Origin of the sequence: Micromonospora sp. R77 (assembly GCF_022747945.1) — a bacterium.
In the GTDB taxonomy this organism is placed as follows: domain Bacteria; phylum Actinomycetota; class Actinomycetes; order Mycobacteriales; family Micromonosporaceae; genus Micromonospora.
The window spans coordinates 2,635,356-2,649,949 of sequence record NZ_JALDST010000001.1 but is presented as its reverse complement, the minus strand read 5'-3'; the positions used below and the strand labels follow the sequence as shown (position 1 = coordinate 2,649,949).

12 protein-coding genes and 1 pseudogene are annotated in these 14,594 nt (G+C 73.3%); 5 read left to right on the top strand and 8 right to left on the bottom strand.

Going from position 1 to position 14,594, the window contains the following annotated elements; genetic code table 11:
• The first annotated feature begins 10 nt into the window (after nt 1-10).
• Nucleotides 11-373 carry a hypothetical protein gene (locus tag MRQ36_RS12240; protein ID WP_242795156.1) on the top strand — a complete coding sequence of 121 codons (363 nt, stop codon included), beginning with the start codon at nt 11-13 and terminating at the stop codon, nt 371-373.
• Here MRQ36_RS12240 and MRQ36_RS12235 read toward each other — a convergent pair.
• Genes MRQ36_RS12235 through MRQ36_RS12225 form a run of 3 tightly spaced genes read right to left on the bottom strand, consistent with a single transcriptional unit; the run spans nt 370 to nt 3,875 of the window.
• Complete coding sequence (locus MRQ36_RS12235) at nt 370-2,010, bottom strand: cation acetate symporter (RefSeq protein ID WP_242795153.1); 1,641 nt, start codon at nt 2,008-2,010, stop codon at nt 370-372. The two genes, MRQ36_RS12240 and MRQ36_RS12235, sit on opposite strands and share 4 nt — an antisense overlap.
• Nucleotide 2,011: 1 nt before the next feature.
• Nucleotides 2,012-2,452 carry a DUF485 domain-containing protein gene (locus tag MRQ36_RS12230; RefSeq protein WP_242795151.1) on the bottom strand — a complete coding sequence of 147 codons (441 nt, stop codon included), beginning with the start codon at nt 2,450-2,452 and terminating at the stop codon, nt 2,012-2,014.
• A gap of 55 nt (nt 2,453-2,507) precedes the next feature.
• Complete coding sequence (locus MRQ36_RS12225) at nt 2,508-3,875, bottom strand: DUF4153 domain-containing protein (RefSeq protein WP_242795149.1); 1,368 nt, start codon at nt 3,873-3,875, stop codon at nt 2,508-2,510.
• A 155-nt stretch (nt 3,876-4,030) separates the two neighbouring features.
• On the opposite strand from MRQ36_RS12225, the gene MRQ36_RS12220 reads away from it, so the two are divergent.
• Nucleotides 4,031-4,243 (top strand): hypothetical protein, encoded by a 213-nt coding sequence (locus MRQ36_RS12220; protein ID WP_242795147.1) that lies wholly within the window; start codon nt 4,031-4,033, stop codon nt 4,241-4,243.
• A 67-nt stretch (nt 4,244-4,310) separates the two neighbouring features.
• Here the strand turns inward: MRQ36_RS12220 and MRQ36_RS12215 are convergent, their stop codons facing one another.
• Nucleotides 4,311-5,384, bottom strand: coding sequence for an ATP-binding protein (locus MRQ36_RS12215; RefSeq protein WP_374250039.1), 1,074 nt, complete (start codon nt 5,382-5,384; stop codon nt 4,311-4,313).
• Entirely contained in the window at nt 5,381-6,058 is a 678-nt protein-coding gene (locus MRQ36_RS12210; RefSeq protein WP_242795145.1) for a response regulator transcription factor, read from the bottom strand. Before MRQ36_RS12210 ends, MRQ36_RS12215 begins: the two co-directional genes overlap by 4 nt.
• Nucleotides 6,059-6,228: 170 nt before the next feature.
• Between MRQ36_RS12210 and MRQ36_RS12205 the strand changes: the two genes are divergently transcribed.
• Both MRQ36_RS12205 and MRQ36_RS12200 read left to right on the top strand, forming a co-directional pair.
• The gene (locus tag MRQ36_RS12205) at nt 6,229-6,756 is read left to right on the top strand and encodes an RNA polymerase sigma factor (protein WP_242795143.1); all 528 of its coding nucleotides are present in this window, start codon (nt 6,229-6,231) and stop codon (nt 6,754-6,756) included.
• On the top strand, nt 6,743-7,972 hold the full coding sequence (locus MRQ36_RS12200) for a hypothetical protein (protein WP_242795141.1): 1,230 nt from the start codon (nt 6,743-6,745) through the stop codon (nt 7,970-7,972). The genes MRQ36_RS12205 and MRQ36_RS12200 overlap by 14 nt, the downstream gene beginning before the upstream one ends.
• A gap of 50 nt (nt 7,973-8,022) precedes the next feature.
• Here the strand turns inward: MRQ36_RS12200 and MRQ36_RS12195 are convergent, their stop codons facing one another.
• Entirely contained in the window at nt 8,023-8,730 is a 708-nt protein-coding gene (locus MRQ36_RS12195) for a DUF5701 family protein (protein ID WP_242795139.1), read from the bottom strand.
• A gap of 253 nt (nt 8,731-8,983) precedes the next feature.
• Between MRQ36_RS12195 and MRQ36_RS12190 the strand changes: the two genes are divergently transcribed.
• Complete coding sequence (locus MRQ36_RS12190; protein WP_242795137.1) at nt 8,984-12,502, top strand: discoidin domain-containing protein; 3,519 nt, start codon at nt 8,984-8,986, stop codon at nt 12,500-12,502.
• 75 nt (nt 12,503-12,577) lie between these two features.
• Here the strand turns inward: MRQ36_RS12190 and MRQ36_RS12185 are convergent, their stop codons facing one another.
• Entirely contained in the window at nt 12,578-13,339 is a 762-nt protein-coding gene (locus tag MRQ36_RS12185) for a LytTR family DNA-binding domain-containing protein (RefSeq protein WP_242801040.1), read from the bottom strand.
• Between the two features lie 23 nt (nt 13,340-13,362).
• A pseudogene (locus tag MRQ36_RS12180) lies at nt 13,363-14,585 on the bottom strand (sensor histidine kinase).
• Nucleotides 14,586-14,594 lie beyond the last annotated feature (9 nt).

Genomic DNA, 14,594 nt, shown 5'->3' with positions numbered 1-14,594 from the left:
AGGAGCAGACGTGACGAAGTGGTGGTTGCCGCTGACCCTGGCGGCGGTGCTGGTCGGTGCCCTCGTCTTCCTGGCGAGCCGCGAACTCGGCGCGGCCGACGAGTACGCCGGGGTCGGCAGTTTCGTGATCGCCTTCATCGGCCTGGGACTGAGCCTCTGGACGATGCGCCGGGCCCCGGCACCGGACAGGACCGGGACGAGGAACGATGCCCTTCCCGGCGGCCCCGGTGCCGACCTGGCGCCCACGGCGGTCGCCGGCGGGCTGATGATCGGCACCATGCACAACGAGGGCAGCAACGTCATCCTCCAGCCGCAGCAGGAGGTCCATGTCGAGGGCCCGGTCTACCGGCCGGTCGAGCGCCGCCGGGACTAGAGGCGCAGCGCCTCCGGGGCGTGCAGGCGGAGCATCGTCGCGCCGACGTCGGAAGGCAGCCGGCGGCGGGTCGCGAGAGAAACCGCGATCATCACGGTGAACGCCAGCGGCACCGTCCACGCCGCCGGCTGGGTGGTCAGCGTGGCCGGCCAGCCCGACAGCGGTGGACCCAGCACGGTGACCAGCACCGCCCCGATCGCGGCACCGCCGCCGACCAGCACCCCGGCCGTCGCGCCCAGGTCGGTCAGGCCCCGCCACCAGATGCCCAGCACCAGCAGCGGGCAGAAGCTCGACGCGGCCACCGCGAAGGCCAGCCCCACCACCTGGGAGACGTCCAGCCCGGAGACGTTCAGGGCGAGCACGGCCGGCACCCCGCCCGCGATGATCGTGGCCAGCCGGAAACCGCGTACCGAGCCGCGGCCCAGCACGTCCGTGGAGATCACCCCGGCGACGCTGGTGAGCAGCCCGGACGAGGTGGAGAGGAAGGCGGCGAACGCCCCGGCGGCGACCAGCGCGGCGAGCAGCCGCCCGGTCGTGCCGCCGCCGAGCGCCGCCCCGGGCAGCAGCACCACCACCGCGTCGGTCTGCCCGCTGACCAGCAGTTGCGGCGTGTAGATCCGGCCCAGCACGCCGTAGATCGTGGGCAGCAGATAGAAGAGGCCGACCAGGGCGAGCACCACCAGCGTGGTGCGCCGGGCCGCCGCGCCGTCCGGGTTGGTGTAGAAGCGCACCAGCACGTGCGGCAGCCCCATGGTGCCCAGGAAGGTCGCCAGGATCAGTGAGTACGTCGCGAACAGCCCTCGGTCGTCGTCCCCGGCGGTGTCCGGCAGCAGCCAGTCGGCCGCGTCGGTGGCCGTACCGGAGACCTCCGGCACCGGGTCGCCGGCCGCGAAGTCGAGGCGGTCGCCGGGGCGTACCTCCCGGATGTCGCCGTCGGCGAGGGTGAGGGTGGCGCGGTGCTCGACCACGACGGTGGTCGCGGTCCGGAACGCCGGCCCGTCGGGCGGGGTCACCGCCGGGCGGGCGTCGGCCTGCCACTGCAACGCCAGGAAGATCGCGGGTACGGCCAGCGCGGTCAACTTCAACCAGTACTGGAAGGCCTGGACGAAGGTGATCGCCCGCATCCCGCCCAGCGCCACGTTCGCGGTCACCACCACCGCGACCAGCAGCGCCCCCACCGGATAGGGCGAGCCGGCCACCGTGGCCAGGGTCAGCCCGGCGCCCTGCAACTGCGGCACCAGATAGAGCCAGCCGATGAAGATCACGAAGACGGTGGCGATCCCGCGCAGCCGCCGCGACCCGAGCCGCACCTCGCAGAAGTCCGGCAGGGTGAACGCCCCGGAGCGGCGCAGCGGGGCGGCCACGAAGAGCAGCAGCGCCAGATAGCCGGCGGCGAAGCCGACCGGGTACCAGAGCACGTCGACGCCGTACTTGAGGATCAGCCCGGCCACGCCCAGGAAACTCGCCGCCGACAGGTACTCCCCGCCGATCGCGGCGGCGTTCCAGGTCGGGCTGACCGCCCGGGAGGCGACCAGGAAGTCCGACGTGGTCCGGGCCAGCCGCAGCCCGTAGAAGCCGATCCCGACGGTGACCAGGGTGACCGCCACGATCGCCGGGACCACGTAGCCGTTGCCCACCTCAGCGCTCCGGCCGCTCGACCAGGTCGGTGAAGTCCTGCTCGTTGCGTTCCGCCCACCGCACGTACGCCCAGCCGACCACGATCAGGAACGGGAAGGAGAGCACCCCGAGCAGCAGCCACGGCAGGTTGACGCCCAGCACGGTGACCCGGCCGACCGAGGGCGCGATGGCGAACAGCCAGGGCAGCCCGCCGAGCGCGATCAGCACCACCAGGCTCAGCCGCAGCGCCAGCGCCAACTGGGCCCGGACGAGGCCCTGGACCAGCGCCTCGCCGACCCGGGTCTGCTGGGTCAGCTCGGTGCGGGTGCGGTCGGCGGGCCGGTCCCGGCGGGACACCTCGGCCAGCACGATCCGGGTACGCGGCTGCGGCGGGCGCGGCACCGGGACCGGGACGGCCCCGGCCGGCCGCCCCGGGCGGTCCTGCTCCGCCGCTCCGGTCATCCCCGGCAGTCTCGCCCGCCCGCCGGGAATGTCAAGGGCTGCCGCTCCCGCCCGGTCACCAGCGTGGGAGGGGACAGTCCGCCGTCACCGGGTCGGACCGCAGCAGCGCCCGGGCCCGGGCCCGGCCGAGGTTTCCGCTGCGCCACCCGTCCGCCGGCAACTGCCCGGCGATGTCCCGTAACGCGCAGGACCGCATCGGCTCGGGCAGCCGGTCCAGCGCCGGTACGGCGTCCGCCGAGAGCTGCGACAGGTAGGCCACGTCCAACCGCTCGGTCCGCCGGTAGCGGTCCACGTTCCAGTCGGCGACCGACCGGTCCGGGTTCACCACCGCCAGCCCGAGCAGCGCGACCACCGCCGTGCCGAGCGCCAGCCGGGGCAGCCAGTCGCCCCTGAGTCGGATCGTGGCCACCCCGACCAGCACGAAGAGCAGCCCGAGCCAGAGTTCGGCGGTGGCCACCACCAGCCGTAGCCGGGTCGCGCCGTACGCGTCGGTGTAGACCCACATCCGGTAGAGGGCGGAGGCGACCACCACCAGGCTCAGCACGGTGAGCCCGCCGATCAGCACCCGGATCAGCACCCGGTCGGTCCCGGTCCGCCGGGGCGCCCAGCGCAGCGCGCCGGCGATCACCAGCAGGGTGAGCGCGGAGACCGTGAGCAGCTGCCAGAAGCCGCCGCGGGCGTACTCGGCGTAGGTGAGGCCGGCGGTGCGAAGCACGTGACCGGAGCCGCCGAAGAGCACGGCGAGCTGCACCAGCACGAACGCGCCGAAGAGCACGTCGAGCAGGGCCAGCGGCAGGGCCCACTCCAGCCGCCCGACCGTACGGGCCGGTCCGGCCCGCAACTCCAGGTCCGGCGGGGCGGCCAGCAGGTAGGCCCCACCGAGCAGCACCGCGCCGACGAGCAGCAGCCGGAACACCCAGCCGAACACGTTCGGCGGGGCGGCGTCCGGCAGCGCCCCGGCCACCAGGTCGGCGAAGACCGCGTCGGCGGAGGTGAAGAGCAGCCCGAAGAGGAGCAGCAGGGCGGCCGAGACGCCGACGCTGACCAGGATCCGGCCGACGCTCGTACCGTCGGGACGTTGCCGGGGCAGGCCGCGGGCCGCCCACGGCAGCGCCCGCACGGCGGCGACCGGTGGCAGCACCCCGGCCGTGAGCAGGCCGAGCGGCGTCCGGCCGCCCGAGACGGCGAGTGAGGCGGTGCCGACGGCGGCGAGCACGCAGAGCACGAAGAGCCACCCGGCGGCGCGTACCGTGCCCACGCCGACCAGGGCGACGGTGGCGGCGGTCCAGGCCAGCCGGACCGCCCGGCCCGACGCCCCCGTGGCGCCGGGACGGACGGCCCTGCCGGCCCCCGTCGTGGTGCTGCTCTCCTCCGGTACGCGCGGCGCCGCCGGTGCCTTCGCAGCCGCCGCCGCGGCCGGCATCGGGGTGACCACGCCTGCCGGTGCCGGCGTGGCTGCGGCTTGCGTGGTCGTGCCTGGCGGTGGCGGTGTGGTCGGGCCCGGGGTACCTGCGTGGTCGAACCTGGCGGTGCCGGGTGCGGTGAGGCAGGGTCGACCGGGACGGCGCGAGGGCGGCGGTGCCGAGGGCGGCGGCCCCGGCCAGGGTGGCCACCAGCCAGCCCAGCCCGGGTCGGTCGAGCGGCACCACCGACGCGGCGACCGTGGCCGCGACCGCCACCGTCCCGAGCACCACCGGTCGCGCCGAGCCGGTGGCCCCGGGCCACCGCCGCTCCCACGCCGACGGTCCCACCGGTGGGCGGACGGCGGCCGGACGCGGCAAGTGCTGCTGACCTGCGACGACCGGACCGGGCAGCGCGACGCGCCGGTCGATCGGCGGTTGGGGTGGGGGCGCGGTGGTCATGCTTCCTCTTCTCCGGCGGAGGTGACGTGCGGCAGGGTGACCTGGATGCGGCAGCCGGGCGGGGCGCCACCCGTCCGGGCCGGCGGGTCGGCGACCCGGATGGTGCCACCGTGCAGCTCCACCACCCAGCGGGTGATCGCCAGCCCGAGCCCGGTGCCGCCACCGGCGGTCCGTTCGCCCCGGGTGAACCGCTCGAACACCCGGGACCGTTCGGCCGGCGGGATGCCCTCGCCCTCGTCGGTCACCTCGACGTGCAGCTGCCCGGTCCGCTCCTCGGCGGTGACCAGCACCGTCCCGCCGGGCGGGCTGTGCCGGGCCGCGTTGTCCAGCAGGTTGGCGAAGACCTGGTGCAGCCGCCACGGGTCCGCGTGCACGATCAGCGGGGCCGGCAGCGGGTCCAGCCGGAAGGTGACGTCCCGTCCGGCCCCGGCCGCGGTCGCCGTGGCGTGCTCCACCGCCTCGTCGAGGAAGTCCGCGACGTCGATGCGGACCCGACGCAACGGCACCACGCCCGCGTCCAGCCGGGACAGGTCGAGCAGGTCGGCCACCAGGTGCCCGAGCCGTTCGGTCTGCCCGAGCGCCGCCCGCAACGCCGCCGGTTCCGGGGCGGCCACCCCGTCCACCAGGTTCTCCAGCACCCCCTGCAGAGCGGTGATCGGCGTACGCAGCTCGTGCGAGACGTTCGCGATCAGCTCGCGCCGACGCTGGTCGGCGGCGGCCAGGTCGCCGGCCATCTTGTTGAACGCCTGGGCGAGCTCCCCGACCTCGTCCCGGGAGGTGGCGCGGACCCGGCGGGTGTAGTCGCCGCGCGCCATCGCCCCGGCCGCCGCCGTCATCTCCCGCAACGGGGAGGTCATGCCGTGCGCCAGCACCTGCGCGGTGAGCAGGGCGATGCCGATGGCGGTCAGCGCGGTGCCCGGCGGCAGCCAGCCGACGCCGTACCAGAAGTAGCCGACGGCGACCGCCCAGGAGGCGACCAGCAGGACGCCGAGCTTCATCTTGATCGAGCGGACCGGGTCCAGCGGCCGGGGCAGCACCCGGTTCAGCCAGTCGACCGTCCTGCCGGTCACGCGGGCACCTCGAGGGCGTACCCCACGCCGTGCACGGTGCGGATCAGGTCCGCGCCGAGCTTGCGGCGCAACGCCTTGACATGGCTGTCCACCGTCCGGGTGCCCGCGCCGTCGGCCCAGCCCCAGACGTCGGCGAGCAGCCGTTCCCGGGGCAGTACGGTGCGCGGCCGACCGGCCAGGTGCACCAGCAGGTCGAACTCGGTCGGGGTCAGGTGCACCTCGGCACCGGCCCGGACCACCCGCCGCTCGGCCGGGCTGATCTCGATGTCGCCGAGCCGCAGGGTGGCCGGCGGGGCCGCGGCGGCCCGCTCCACCCGACGCAGCAGCACGTGCACCCGGGCGGCCAGTTCCCGCATCGAGAACGGCTTGGTCAGATAGTCGTCGGCACCCACGGCCAGCCCGACCAGCAGATCGGTCTCGTCGTCCCGGGCGGTCAGCATCAGCACCGGGACCGGGCGGTCGGCCTGGATCCGCCGGCACACCTCCAGGCCGTCGAAACCGGGCAGCATGACGTCGAGGACGACGAGGTCGTACCGCCCGGTCCGGAAGCGCTCCACGGCGCTCGGCCCGTCCCCGGCGATGTCGACGGCGAACCCCTCGGCGCGCAGGCGGGCCGTGACCGATTCGGCGATGGTCCGTTCGTCCTCGACGACCAGTACCCGGCGTTCGTTCATGGCTCCCGACTGTAGGGAGCAGCCGTGGAGATCGGTGGCGCGGCTTGTGAACAACCTGTGGAGAACGCCTCACCCCTGTGGATAACCCGGTGGACGAGCGCGGATTCGCTGTGGACGACGGAACCTTTCCGCCGGCCGGGGAGTGGAAGAGGTGGAGAAGGGAGGTGACGGTGTCCGACGGTGATCTGATCTCCGAGCTGTACGCCGCCTGTTTCCGCCGGCTGGTGGTCCAGCTCTATGCGGTGACCGGCGACCTGAGCGAGGCGCAGGAGGCGGTCCAGGAGGCGTTCATCCGCGCCTTGGCCGGACCCCGGCGCTTCGCCGCGCTGGACAACCCGGAGGCGTGGCTGCGCCGGGTCGCGGTGAACGTGGCCCGCAGCCGGCACCGGCGGCGGCGGGTGCTGGACGGGCTGCTGCGCCGGATCGGGCCACCGCCGGTGGTCGCCGACCGGTCGCCGGAGCACCTGGCGCTGCTCACCGCGCTGCGCGGACTCCCCGAGGGGCAGCGGCACGCGCTGGCCCTGCACTACCTCGTCGACCTGCCGGTGGACGAGGTCGCGGCGACGCTCGGGGTGTCCGCCGGCACGGTCAAGTCCCGCCTGTCGCGGGGCCGGCAGGCGCTGGCGGCGCTGCTCACCGACTCCGACTCCGACGCCACCGACAGCACGCGTACCGGGAGGATCGATGTCCGATCGTGAGTTCACCGGCTTCGACGTCGACACGGTCGTCGACTCCGTCCGCCAGCCGCCCCTGGACGACCTGTGGTCGGCCGCCCGGGCCCGCAGCAGGCGCCGCAACGTGGGCGTCGCGCTGGTCCTGATGATCGCCATGGCCGGCATGGCGTTCGGGCCGATCGCCGGCCGGCTGGGCGGCGTCGGCCCGGCCGGCTCGGACGACGACGTGGAGATCCGGTCCAGGGGAACCCAGCTCTACGTGCTCGACGACCGGACCGCCGTGGGCGTCGAGGTCACCGGATACGGCTGCACGATCCGCTTCACCCGCACCAGTGACGGCGGTCGCAGCTGGACCGACTTCCAACCGGCCCGCTACGGCGGCACCTGCCGCCCCGAGTCGGAGGGAAAGGTCAGCTCCCACGTCGAGTACGCCGTGCTCGGTGAGCGTTCCTACCTGATCAGCGTCGACAACCGGGTCTATCTGTCCGTCGACGCCGGGCGGACCTGGCGGGACGCCGACTCGGCGATGCTGGACGTCACCGCCTTTCCGGCGGGCACCCGGCCGGTGCGCTGTCAGCCCACCTGTGACCTGGTACGGCGGCTGATGGCGGTGGACCCGGCGACCGGGAGGGTGTACCGGCTCAGCGGATATCCACCGTCGCCGTACCCGCCGTCCAGCGTCGACGAGGGTCGTGACGGCGCGCTCTGGGCGACCTTCTGGGCGGGCGACGGCAAGCCGTCCACGATCGCGGTGAGCTTCGACCGGGGTGCGACCTGGACAAATTCCCGGGCGCCGGTGGGCACGACGACCATCTCGGTGGCGGCAGGTCGCGGACAGGAGGCGTACCTGCTCACCGAGCCGGTGCCGTCGGAGCCGACGACAGCGCCCGGGGCGGCTTCCTCCCGGCTCATGCACACCACCGACGGTGGCCGGACCTGGACCGATGTCGGCACGGACCTGCCCACCACCAGCATGATGAGACAGTTCACGGTCGGCTCGGACGGTGTCCTGCTCGTCGGTGACGTCGACCCGGACGGGTTCGGTTCGTTCGCCCGGGTGAGCAGCGACGGCGGCCGGCACTTCATCCGGGGTGAGCAGGTCGGCGAGGACGGCGGCGTCGGGGCGGGTCGGGGCTTCGTCTGGCTCTACGGTCGGGACGACCGCTCCCTGGTCGGGCCGGACCATGTCCAGCTGTCGCCGGACGGAGTGACCTGGACGCGGTTCCCGCTGCCCGAGTGAGGCCGGCCGGGGCAGCGGCACGTCCGTGTCGCAGCCCCGGCCGGTGGTGCTCAGTCCAGGCCGACCCGGACGGGGTGGGCGGTGGCGGAGCCGAGCCAGGTGTGCGGGTTGCCGTACCAGCACCAGCCGAGCTTCGGCGCGCCCTGGCTGATCCAGAGCGCCGGCACCCGCTTGTCCCCGCAGCGCGACCCGACCAGCGAGAAGCACCGGTTCGAGGCCAGCGCCGCCGGGTGGAGCGTCACGAAGGCGATCCCCTCGTCGATGGTGAGCGGCAGCCGCCCCTGGGCGGTCATCTGCTCCAGCGCCGTCGCCGGCGGCAGGTTGCGGAACTCCTCGCCCCGGTCGACGTCGAAGAGCAGGTACGCCGGGCCGGCCGGCACCTCCAGCTCCTTGATCGGCTGGAAGGTCGGCAGGTCGGCGGCGGGGAAGTTGCGGTCCAGGACGCCGGGCTTGCGCTTCCCGGCCAGCGTGGTCAGCCCGAGCCGTTCCTGCACGCCGACCAGGTCGCGGGTGACGACGAGCAGGAACGGCACGTGGGCGTCGGTGGGCGTACCGGGGATCGGGGTGGGGGTGCCCTCGGTGGGCGGGGGGCCGGCGACGGCCGCCGCCCGCAGCGGCGTGACCAGGTCGGTGAAGGCCTGCTCGGTGAGTCCGGCCAGGGCCGGGTAGCCGAGCCGGAGCAGGGTGCCGACCTGCCGGTCGAACTCGGCTGCGGCGTCGAACGGCAGGGCGGCGCTGGTAGACAGGGACTCGGACACGGTGACCTCCACGAGTGTCGTACGGTCTACCGTACAGCGTACGGCATCTCGGTGTTCCGCTGCCACGAATTCTCCGGCGATGGCATGTCCGCGACCGGACAGCAACGGTCCGGGGTGCCCGGGACACCTGTCCCTCGTGCCCGGGACAGGTCCCCATCGAGGGTCGTCTTGGCCGACGGCAGCGGTCCCGCTCGCGGGCCGCCCCGGCGCGGGACTGTCCGCTCGGGAAAGCGCGGCCGGAAGGGACACCACCATGTTCGGAAGACGACGGCGAGGGCTCCGGCCGGGGCTGCCCGCCGGACGCTGGCGGCACCTGCTCGCCGCGGTCCTCGTGCTGGCGACGATCGCCGGCACCGGCGCGGTGCCGGCCGGGCCCGCGTATGCGGCCGGTGAGGTGCAGGTCGACAACGCCGCACTGCGGGACCGGCTCTTCTCCGCGCACATGCGCAACCGGGCGCAGGGCGTGCAGGGGCTGCGGCACATGTTCCTCAGCGCCGAGATGATCGGCTACCGCCAGCAGCACCCGGCCGCGACCGCCAAGGAGCTGATGGATCACGCGGTGGTGATGGGCAACTGGTACGACAGCAAGCTGCGGGTCGAGGACCTGGAGCGGCCGGCGTACCAGTTCGTGATGAAGCTGATCGAACTGTCGGCGAAACATCCGGCGGGAGCGGTCGCGTCGCCGATCATGCAGAACCTGATCGAGTCGACGCTGGGCAAGCAGCTGCGCAACTACGGGGACATGGTCGACCAGGTCGCCGCGTCACAGTTCCAGTACTCGTTCTTCGAGCAGGTGTACGCGTTCCAGGACCGGGTCTGGGGCAGCGTGGCCCGGCTCGGCGAGACGGACCCGACGTTCGCCCAGGCCTGGGACGGGCAGTTCGGCCTCCGGTACAACGTGTCGGCCACGGCCAGCTCGGACCAGTTGCAGGCGGACCCCGTCATCGCGACGTACCTCAGCGTGCAGGGCCTGCTCGATCACTCGACCAACCTGGCCGAGTACGTCGCCGAGGGCAACAGCGAGCTCAAGCGCCTGCTGGACCAGATCAACGCCCACCTGGCCGAGACCGCGGCCGCCGCGTCCACGCTGAACGCCCAGTTCCCGGTCAACGGCACCAGTCCCGGGCAGGCGGCGCTGGACCGGGCCAAGGCAGAGGCCGCCCAGCGGCAGGCGTGGCTCGACGGCGCCGCCGGTGCCGTACAGCTGCTCTCCACGCTGATCGGGTTCGCCGACCAGCGGGCCGGGGAGATCGCCGCCGGTAGCGGCAAGGCGGCCATCCAGATCGCCACCGCCATCAACGCCTGGGTGCCGACCATCGCGGGCAAGGGGCTCAGCGCGGCGCTCACCTCGATGAGCACCCTGGCGATGGCCGGCAACGTGCTCGGCGCGATCACCGCGCTGGTGCCGCTCTTCGGCGGGGGACCCTCCCCCGACCAGCAGGTCCTGGAAGAGCTGCAGCAGCTCCGCCAGCAGGTGGACGACCTGTCGAACCAGATGAACGACCGGTTCGACCGGATCGAGTCGGCGCTCACCGAGATCTACGGCCAGATGCTCACGCAGTTCAAGACACTGCTGGAACTGCACGAGGCGACCGGCCAGCAGCTCGCCGCCATCACCCGCCGGCTGGCCGACCTGACCTACCGGGTCGACTTCTGGGGCAAGACCCTGTTCGAGGGGCAGCGGGCCGACCGGTACGCACCGCTGGCCTGGTGGACCAACGGCGCGGTCGGGTTCAAGGCGATGAACGGGCGCGACCTGCCGTGGAACGATCCGATCCCGGCCAGCTACCTGGCCGCCGCCAACACGTTCGTGACGGCGGCGAGCAACGAGAGCCGGATCGAGCCGATGGCCCGCACGACCACGGTGGACGCCGCCAACCCGGACGCCGACGTCGAGACCGTCCTGTCCACCTACGGCTACTTCGGGTCGCTGCAGTACCTCAACGACTACGCCCGCCGCTACCTGGGCATGCCGGCCGCCGACGCGGTCGGCCAGACGCCGAACGTGGAGTTCTGGCTGGCGGCGACGGAGCCGTACCGGATGCTGATGACCCAGAACCCCGACCACGCCCGCAGTCAGCCCACCCGGCCGGACCTGGCCCTGGCGGCCGGCAACGACATTCTCAACGCGGCCGCGAAGTTCAGCAGGCCGCGCACGCCCGACACCGACCCGAGCCGACTCAACCCGGTCATGAAGAAGCTGATCACCGACTACCGCGACGCCGCCGACGGGATCCGCGACACCCTCGACACGATGCGTCAGAAGACCAGGGAAGGACGACCGGCGTACAACCAGTTCGGTCCGCCCGACCAGGCCGTGCCGGGCAAGCCCACCGCCGAGCCGACCACGGTCGCCAGCTGCACCCGGCCGACCGACCCGATGCCGAGTCGCCCGGCCAACGTGTCGCTGCTGGCCGTACCGCAGGAGCTGTGGGTGGCCGCCTACGCGCGGCCGAACACCTCGGTGCGGCTGTGCTACGACCTGGCCTGGGCGAACCTGGTGCAGCCCGAGGAGACCGAGGGTGACGTCCCGTACGCCACCTACGCCGACCTCAAGGTGACGATGCGTGTCCAGCAGGGTTGGGACGGCCAGTTCATCACCGTCCGGCAGTGGGAGCGGGTCCACCCGTACGGCAAGATCGGCCAGTACTACCCGCCGGGCAGCCGGTACACCACCTGGCTGAAGTCGCCCAAGCAGGTGCTGGACGAGAAGTGGGGCTCCACCTACAAGGCCCAGTTCGAGTCGTCGGCCGCCCAGACCGTGACGGAGGACAATGCCGCCGTCGCCCGGGTACGCGACTGGCACAACTCGATCGCCGGTGACTACTACGCCGAGGTCGAGCGCGAGATGATCACGCCGACGGGGACGATGTACGGCAACGTCCGCAAGATGACCACCTCGGCGCGGTTGCTCGACGCGTACGTGCGGCTCGGCTTCGCCCGCTCGCTGCTGCAGGACGAGCAGTTGGCGCTGACCCTGACCGGCGTGGACCGGCTGCCGTCGGAGTTCGGCTGGTCGCAGGTGGTGGCACCGTTCCGCAAGGCCCGGGACACCTACTGCTCGAAGATCGACGGGCTGAGGTGCGTGGTGCGGCCCGACACGGTGCTCGACCCGCGTACCGGGCAGAACGACGGCCGGCCGAAGCTGTTGCCGTGCACCTCGACGGCCCACCCGGACCGGGCGTCGGTGGTCAACCCCGACCCGGTGGGCGAGTGCGTCTGGTGGCTCGCCACGACGCGCTCCGCCAGCCTCAGTGACCGGCTGGAAGCGGCCAGCGTGCGCCTGGCCACCCAGCCCGGCTACACCGAGGGCATCCCGGCGGTCGAGATGATGATGCAGAGCATCGCCACGGCCCAGGCGATCGCCCGGCACAGCACGGTGAGCGCGCCTGACCTCGCTCGTGACCGGCCCGCCACCGCGTCCACCACCCAGGCGGACGCGTTTTCCGCAGACAAAGCCGTCGACGGCGACTTCGGTACCCGCTGGGCCACCATCCTGGCTGGTACGCAGTGGCTCCAGATCGACCTCGGGGCCACGCAAACGATCAGACGGGTGATGCTCAACTGGGAGGCCGCGTACGCGAAGACGTACCAGGTGCAACTGTCCAACGACGGAATCACCTGGACATCGGTCTACTCCACCTCCACCGGTGACGGCGGGCTGGACGACCTAACCGGGCTCAACGGCAGCGGTCGCTACCTGCGGATCTACAACACCGCCCGCGATACGCCGTTCGGCTACTCCCTCTGGTCGGTGCAGGCGTATGCCTGACCACCCGGTGCAGGCGTACGCCTGACCACCTCCGTGGGGCGGACACCCGTCCGCCCCACGGGGGCCGGCCCCGACTCAGCGGCTCCAGTCCTGCTTCGCCGCGCGGACCAGCTTGTCCTTCAGCTCCCGGGTGTGCCGGCGGCTGACCGGCAGCTCCGTCGAGTCGACCACCACCACATAGCCGGAGTTGACCAGGCGCAGCTCGGCGATCAGCTTCAACTGCACCAGGTACGACCGGTGCACCCGGACGAAGCCGGCATCCGCCCAGCGTTCCGCGAGCGTGGCCAGCGACACCCGGACCAGGTGGGAGCCCTCCGCGGTGTGCAGCCGTGCGTAGTCGCCCTGCGCCTCCACCCAGCGCACCGCCGAGCGGGGCAGCATCCGGGTCGTCCCGGCCAGTTCGATCGGGATGGCCGGGTCCTCCTCCGCCCGCGCCAGGGCGGCCGGATGCGACGGCACCACCCGGGCGCCGATCACCCGGCGCAGCGACTCGGCCAGCCGCTCCGCCCGGACCGGTTTGCGGACGTAGTCCGTCGCGCCCAGGTCGAACGCGTCCACCGCGCCGTCGTCGTACGCGGTGACGAAGACGATCGCCGGCGGCCGGGCGAACCGGCGCAGCACCCGGGCCAGCTCCATCCCGTCCAGACCGGGCATCCGGATGTCGAGGAAGACCACGTCCACGTCACCGTCGCGGAGCACCCGCAGCGCCTCGGTCGCGTCCCCGGCCGTGTGCAGCCGGGCCACCCGCGGATCGGCCCGCAGGTGGTACGCCAACTCGTCCAGCGCCGGTGGTTCGTCGTCCACCGCCAGCACCCGCAGGAATCCCGACGTGCCCACCGCGCCGACCCGCTGCGGCTCGCTCACGAACCCGCCCGTACGCCGGGGTGGAACTTCGGCACCCGCATGCTCACCCGCGTACCCGAGCCGAGGCCCGTCTCGACGACCAGGCCGAACCGGTCCCCGAAGACCGACCGCAGCCGCTCGTCGACGTTGGAGAGGCCCACGTGCTGCCCCGGGTCCTCGGTCGGATCGCTGCCGGCCCGGGTCAGCTCGGCGATCCCGGCGGTCAGCGTGGTCGGATCCATGCCCACTCCGTCGTCCTCCACCGTGATGTGGCACTCCGCGCCCGCGTCCCGGGCCTCGATGCTCACCATGCCGGTGCCCGGCTTGCGGGACAACCCGTGCCGGACGGCGTTCTCCACCAGCGGCTGGAGGCAGAGGAAGGGCAGGGTCACCGGCAGCACCTCCGGCGCGATCTGCAACCGCACCTGGAGCCGGTCGCCGAACCGGGCCCGCTCGATGGTCAGGTAGCGGTCGATCGAGCGCAGCTCCTCGGCGAGCGTGGTGAACTCGCCGTGCGAGCGGAACGAGTAGCGGGTGAACTCGGCGAACTCCAGGATCAGCTCGCGGGCCCGGTCCGGGTCGGTGCGGACGAAGGAGCCGATCGCGGTCAGCGCGTTGTAGATGAAGTGCGGGCTGATCTGGGCGCGCAGGGCGCGTACCTCGGCCCGGGCCAGGCGCTCCCGGGACGAGTCCAGCTCGGCCAGGGCGAGCTGGTCACCGGCCCAGTGCGCGGTCTCCAGGGTGGCCTGCACCAGGCCCGGGGCCGGTGGCCCGTCGGCGATCGCCACCAGCGCGCCGACCACCCGGCCGTCGGCGCTCAGCGGGGCCACCACCGCGCCGCGTACCGGGCAGTCCACCAGGTCGCACCGCAACTCCGACTCGCGCAGCACCGTCGACCGGCCGGCCGTGGCCGCCCGCCGGGCCGCCGCGAGCAGCTGGTCACCGTGGTGCGCCCCCGCCCGTCCAGGGCGAGCAGCGCCTCCCGGTCCGTCAGCGCCAGCCCGGCCGCGCCCACCAGCGCCCGCAGATGACGTACGGCCTTCGCCGCGCCCGCGCCGCTGAGTCCCGCCCGCAGCGGCTCGGCGGCCAGGCCGGCGGTGTGCAGCACCTCGTACGTGGCCCGCTGGGTGGCCGTGGCGATGCCCCGTCGGGCGCGCAGCCGGACCACCGCCCAGAGCGCCGCGGCCAGCGCGGTGACCAGCGAGACGACGCCGACGACGGCGGAGAGGTTGCCACCCACGCAGCGATC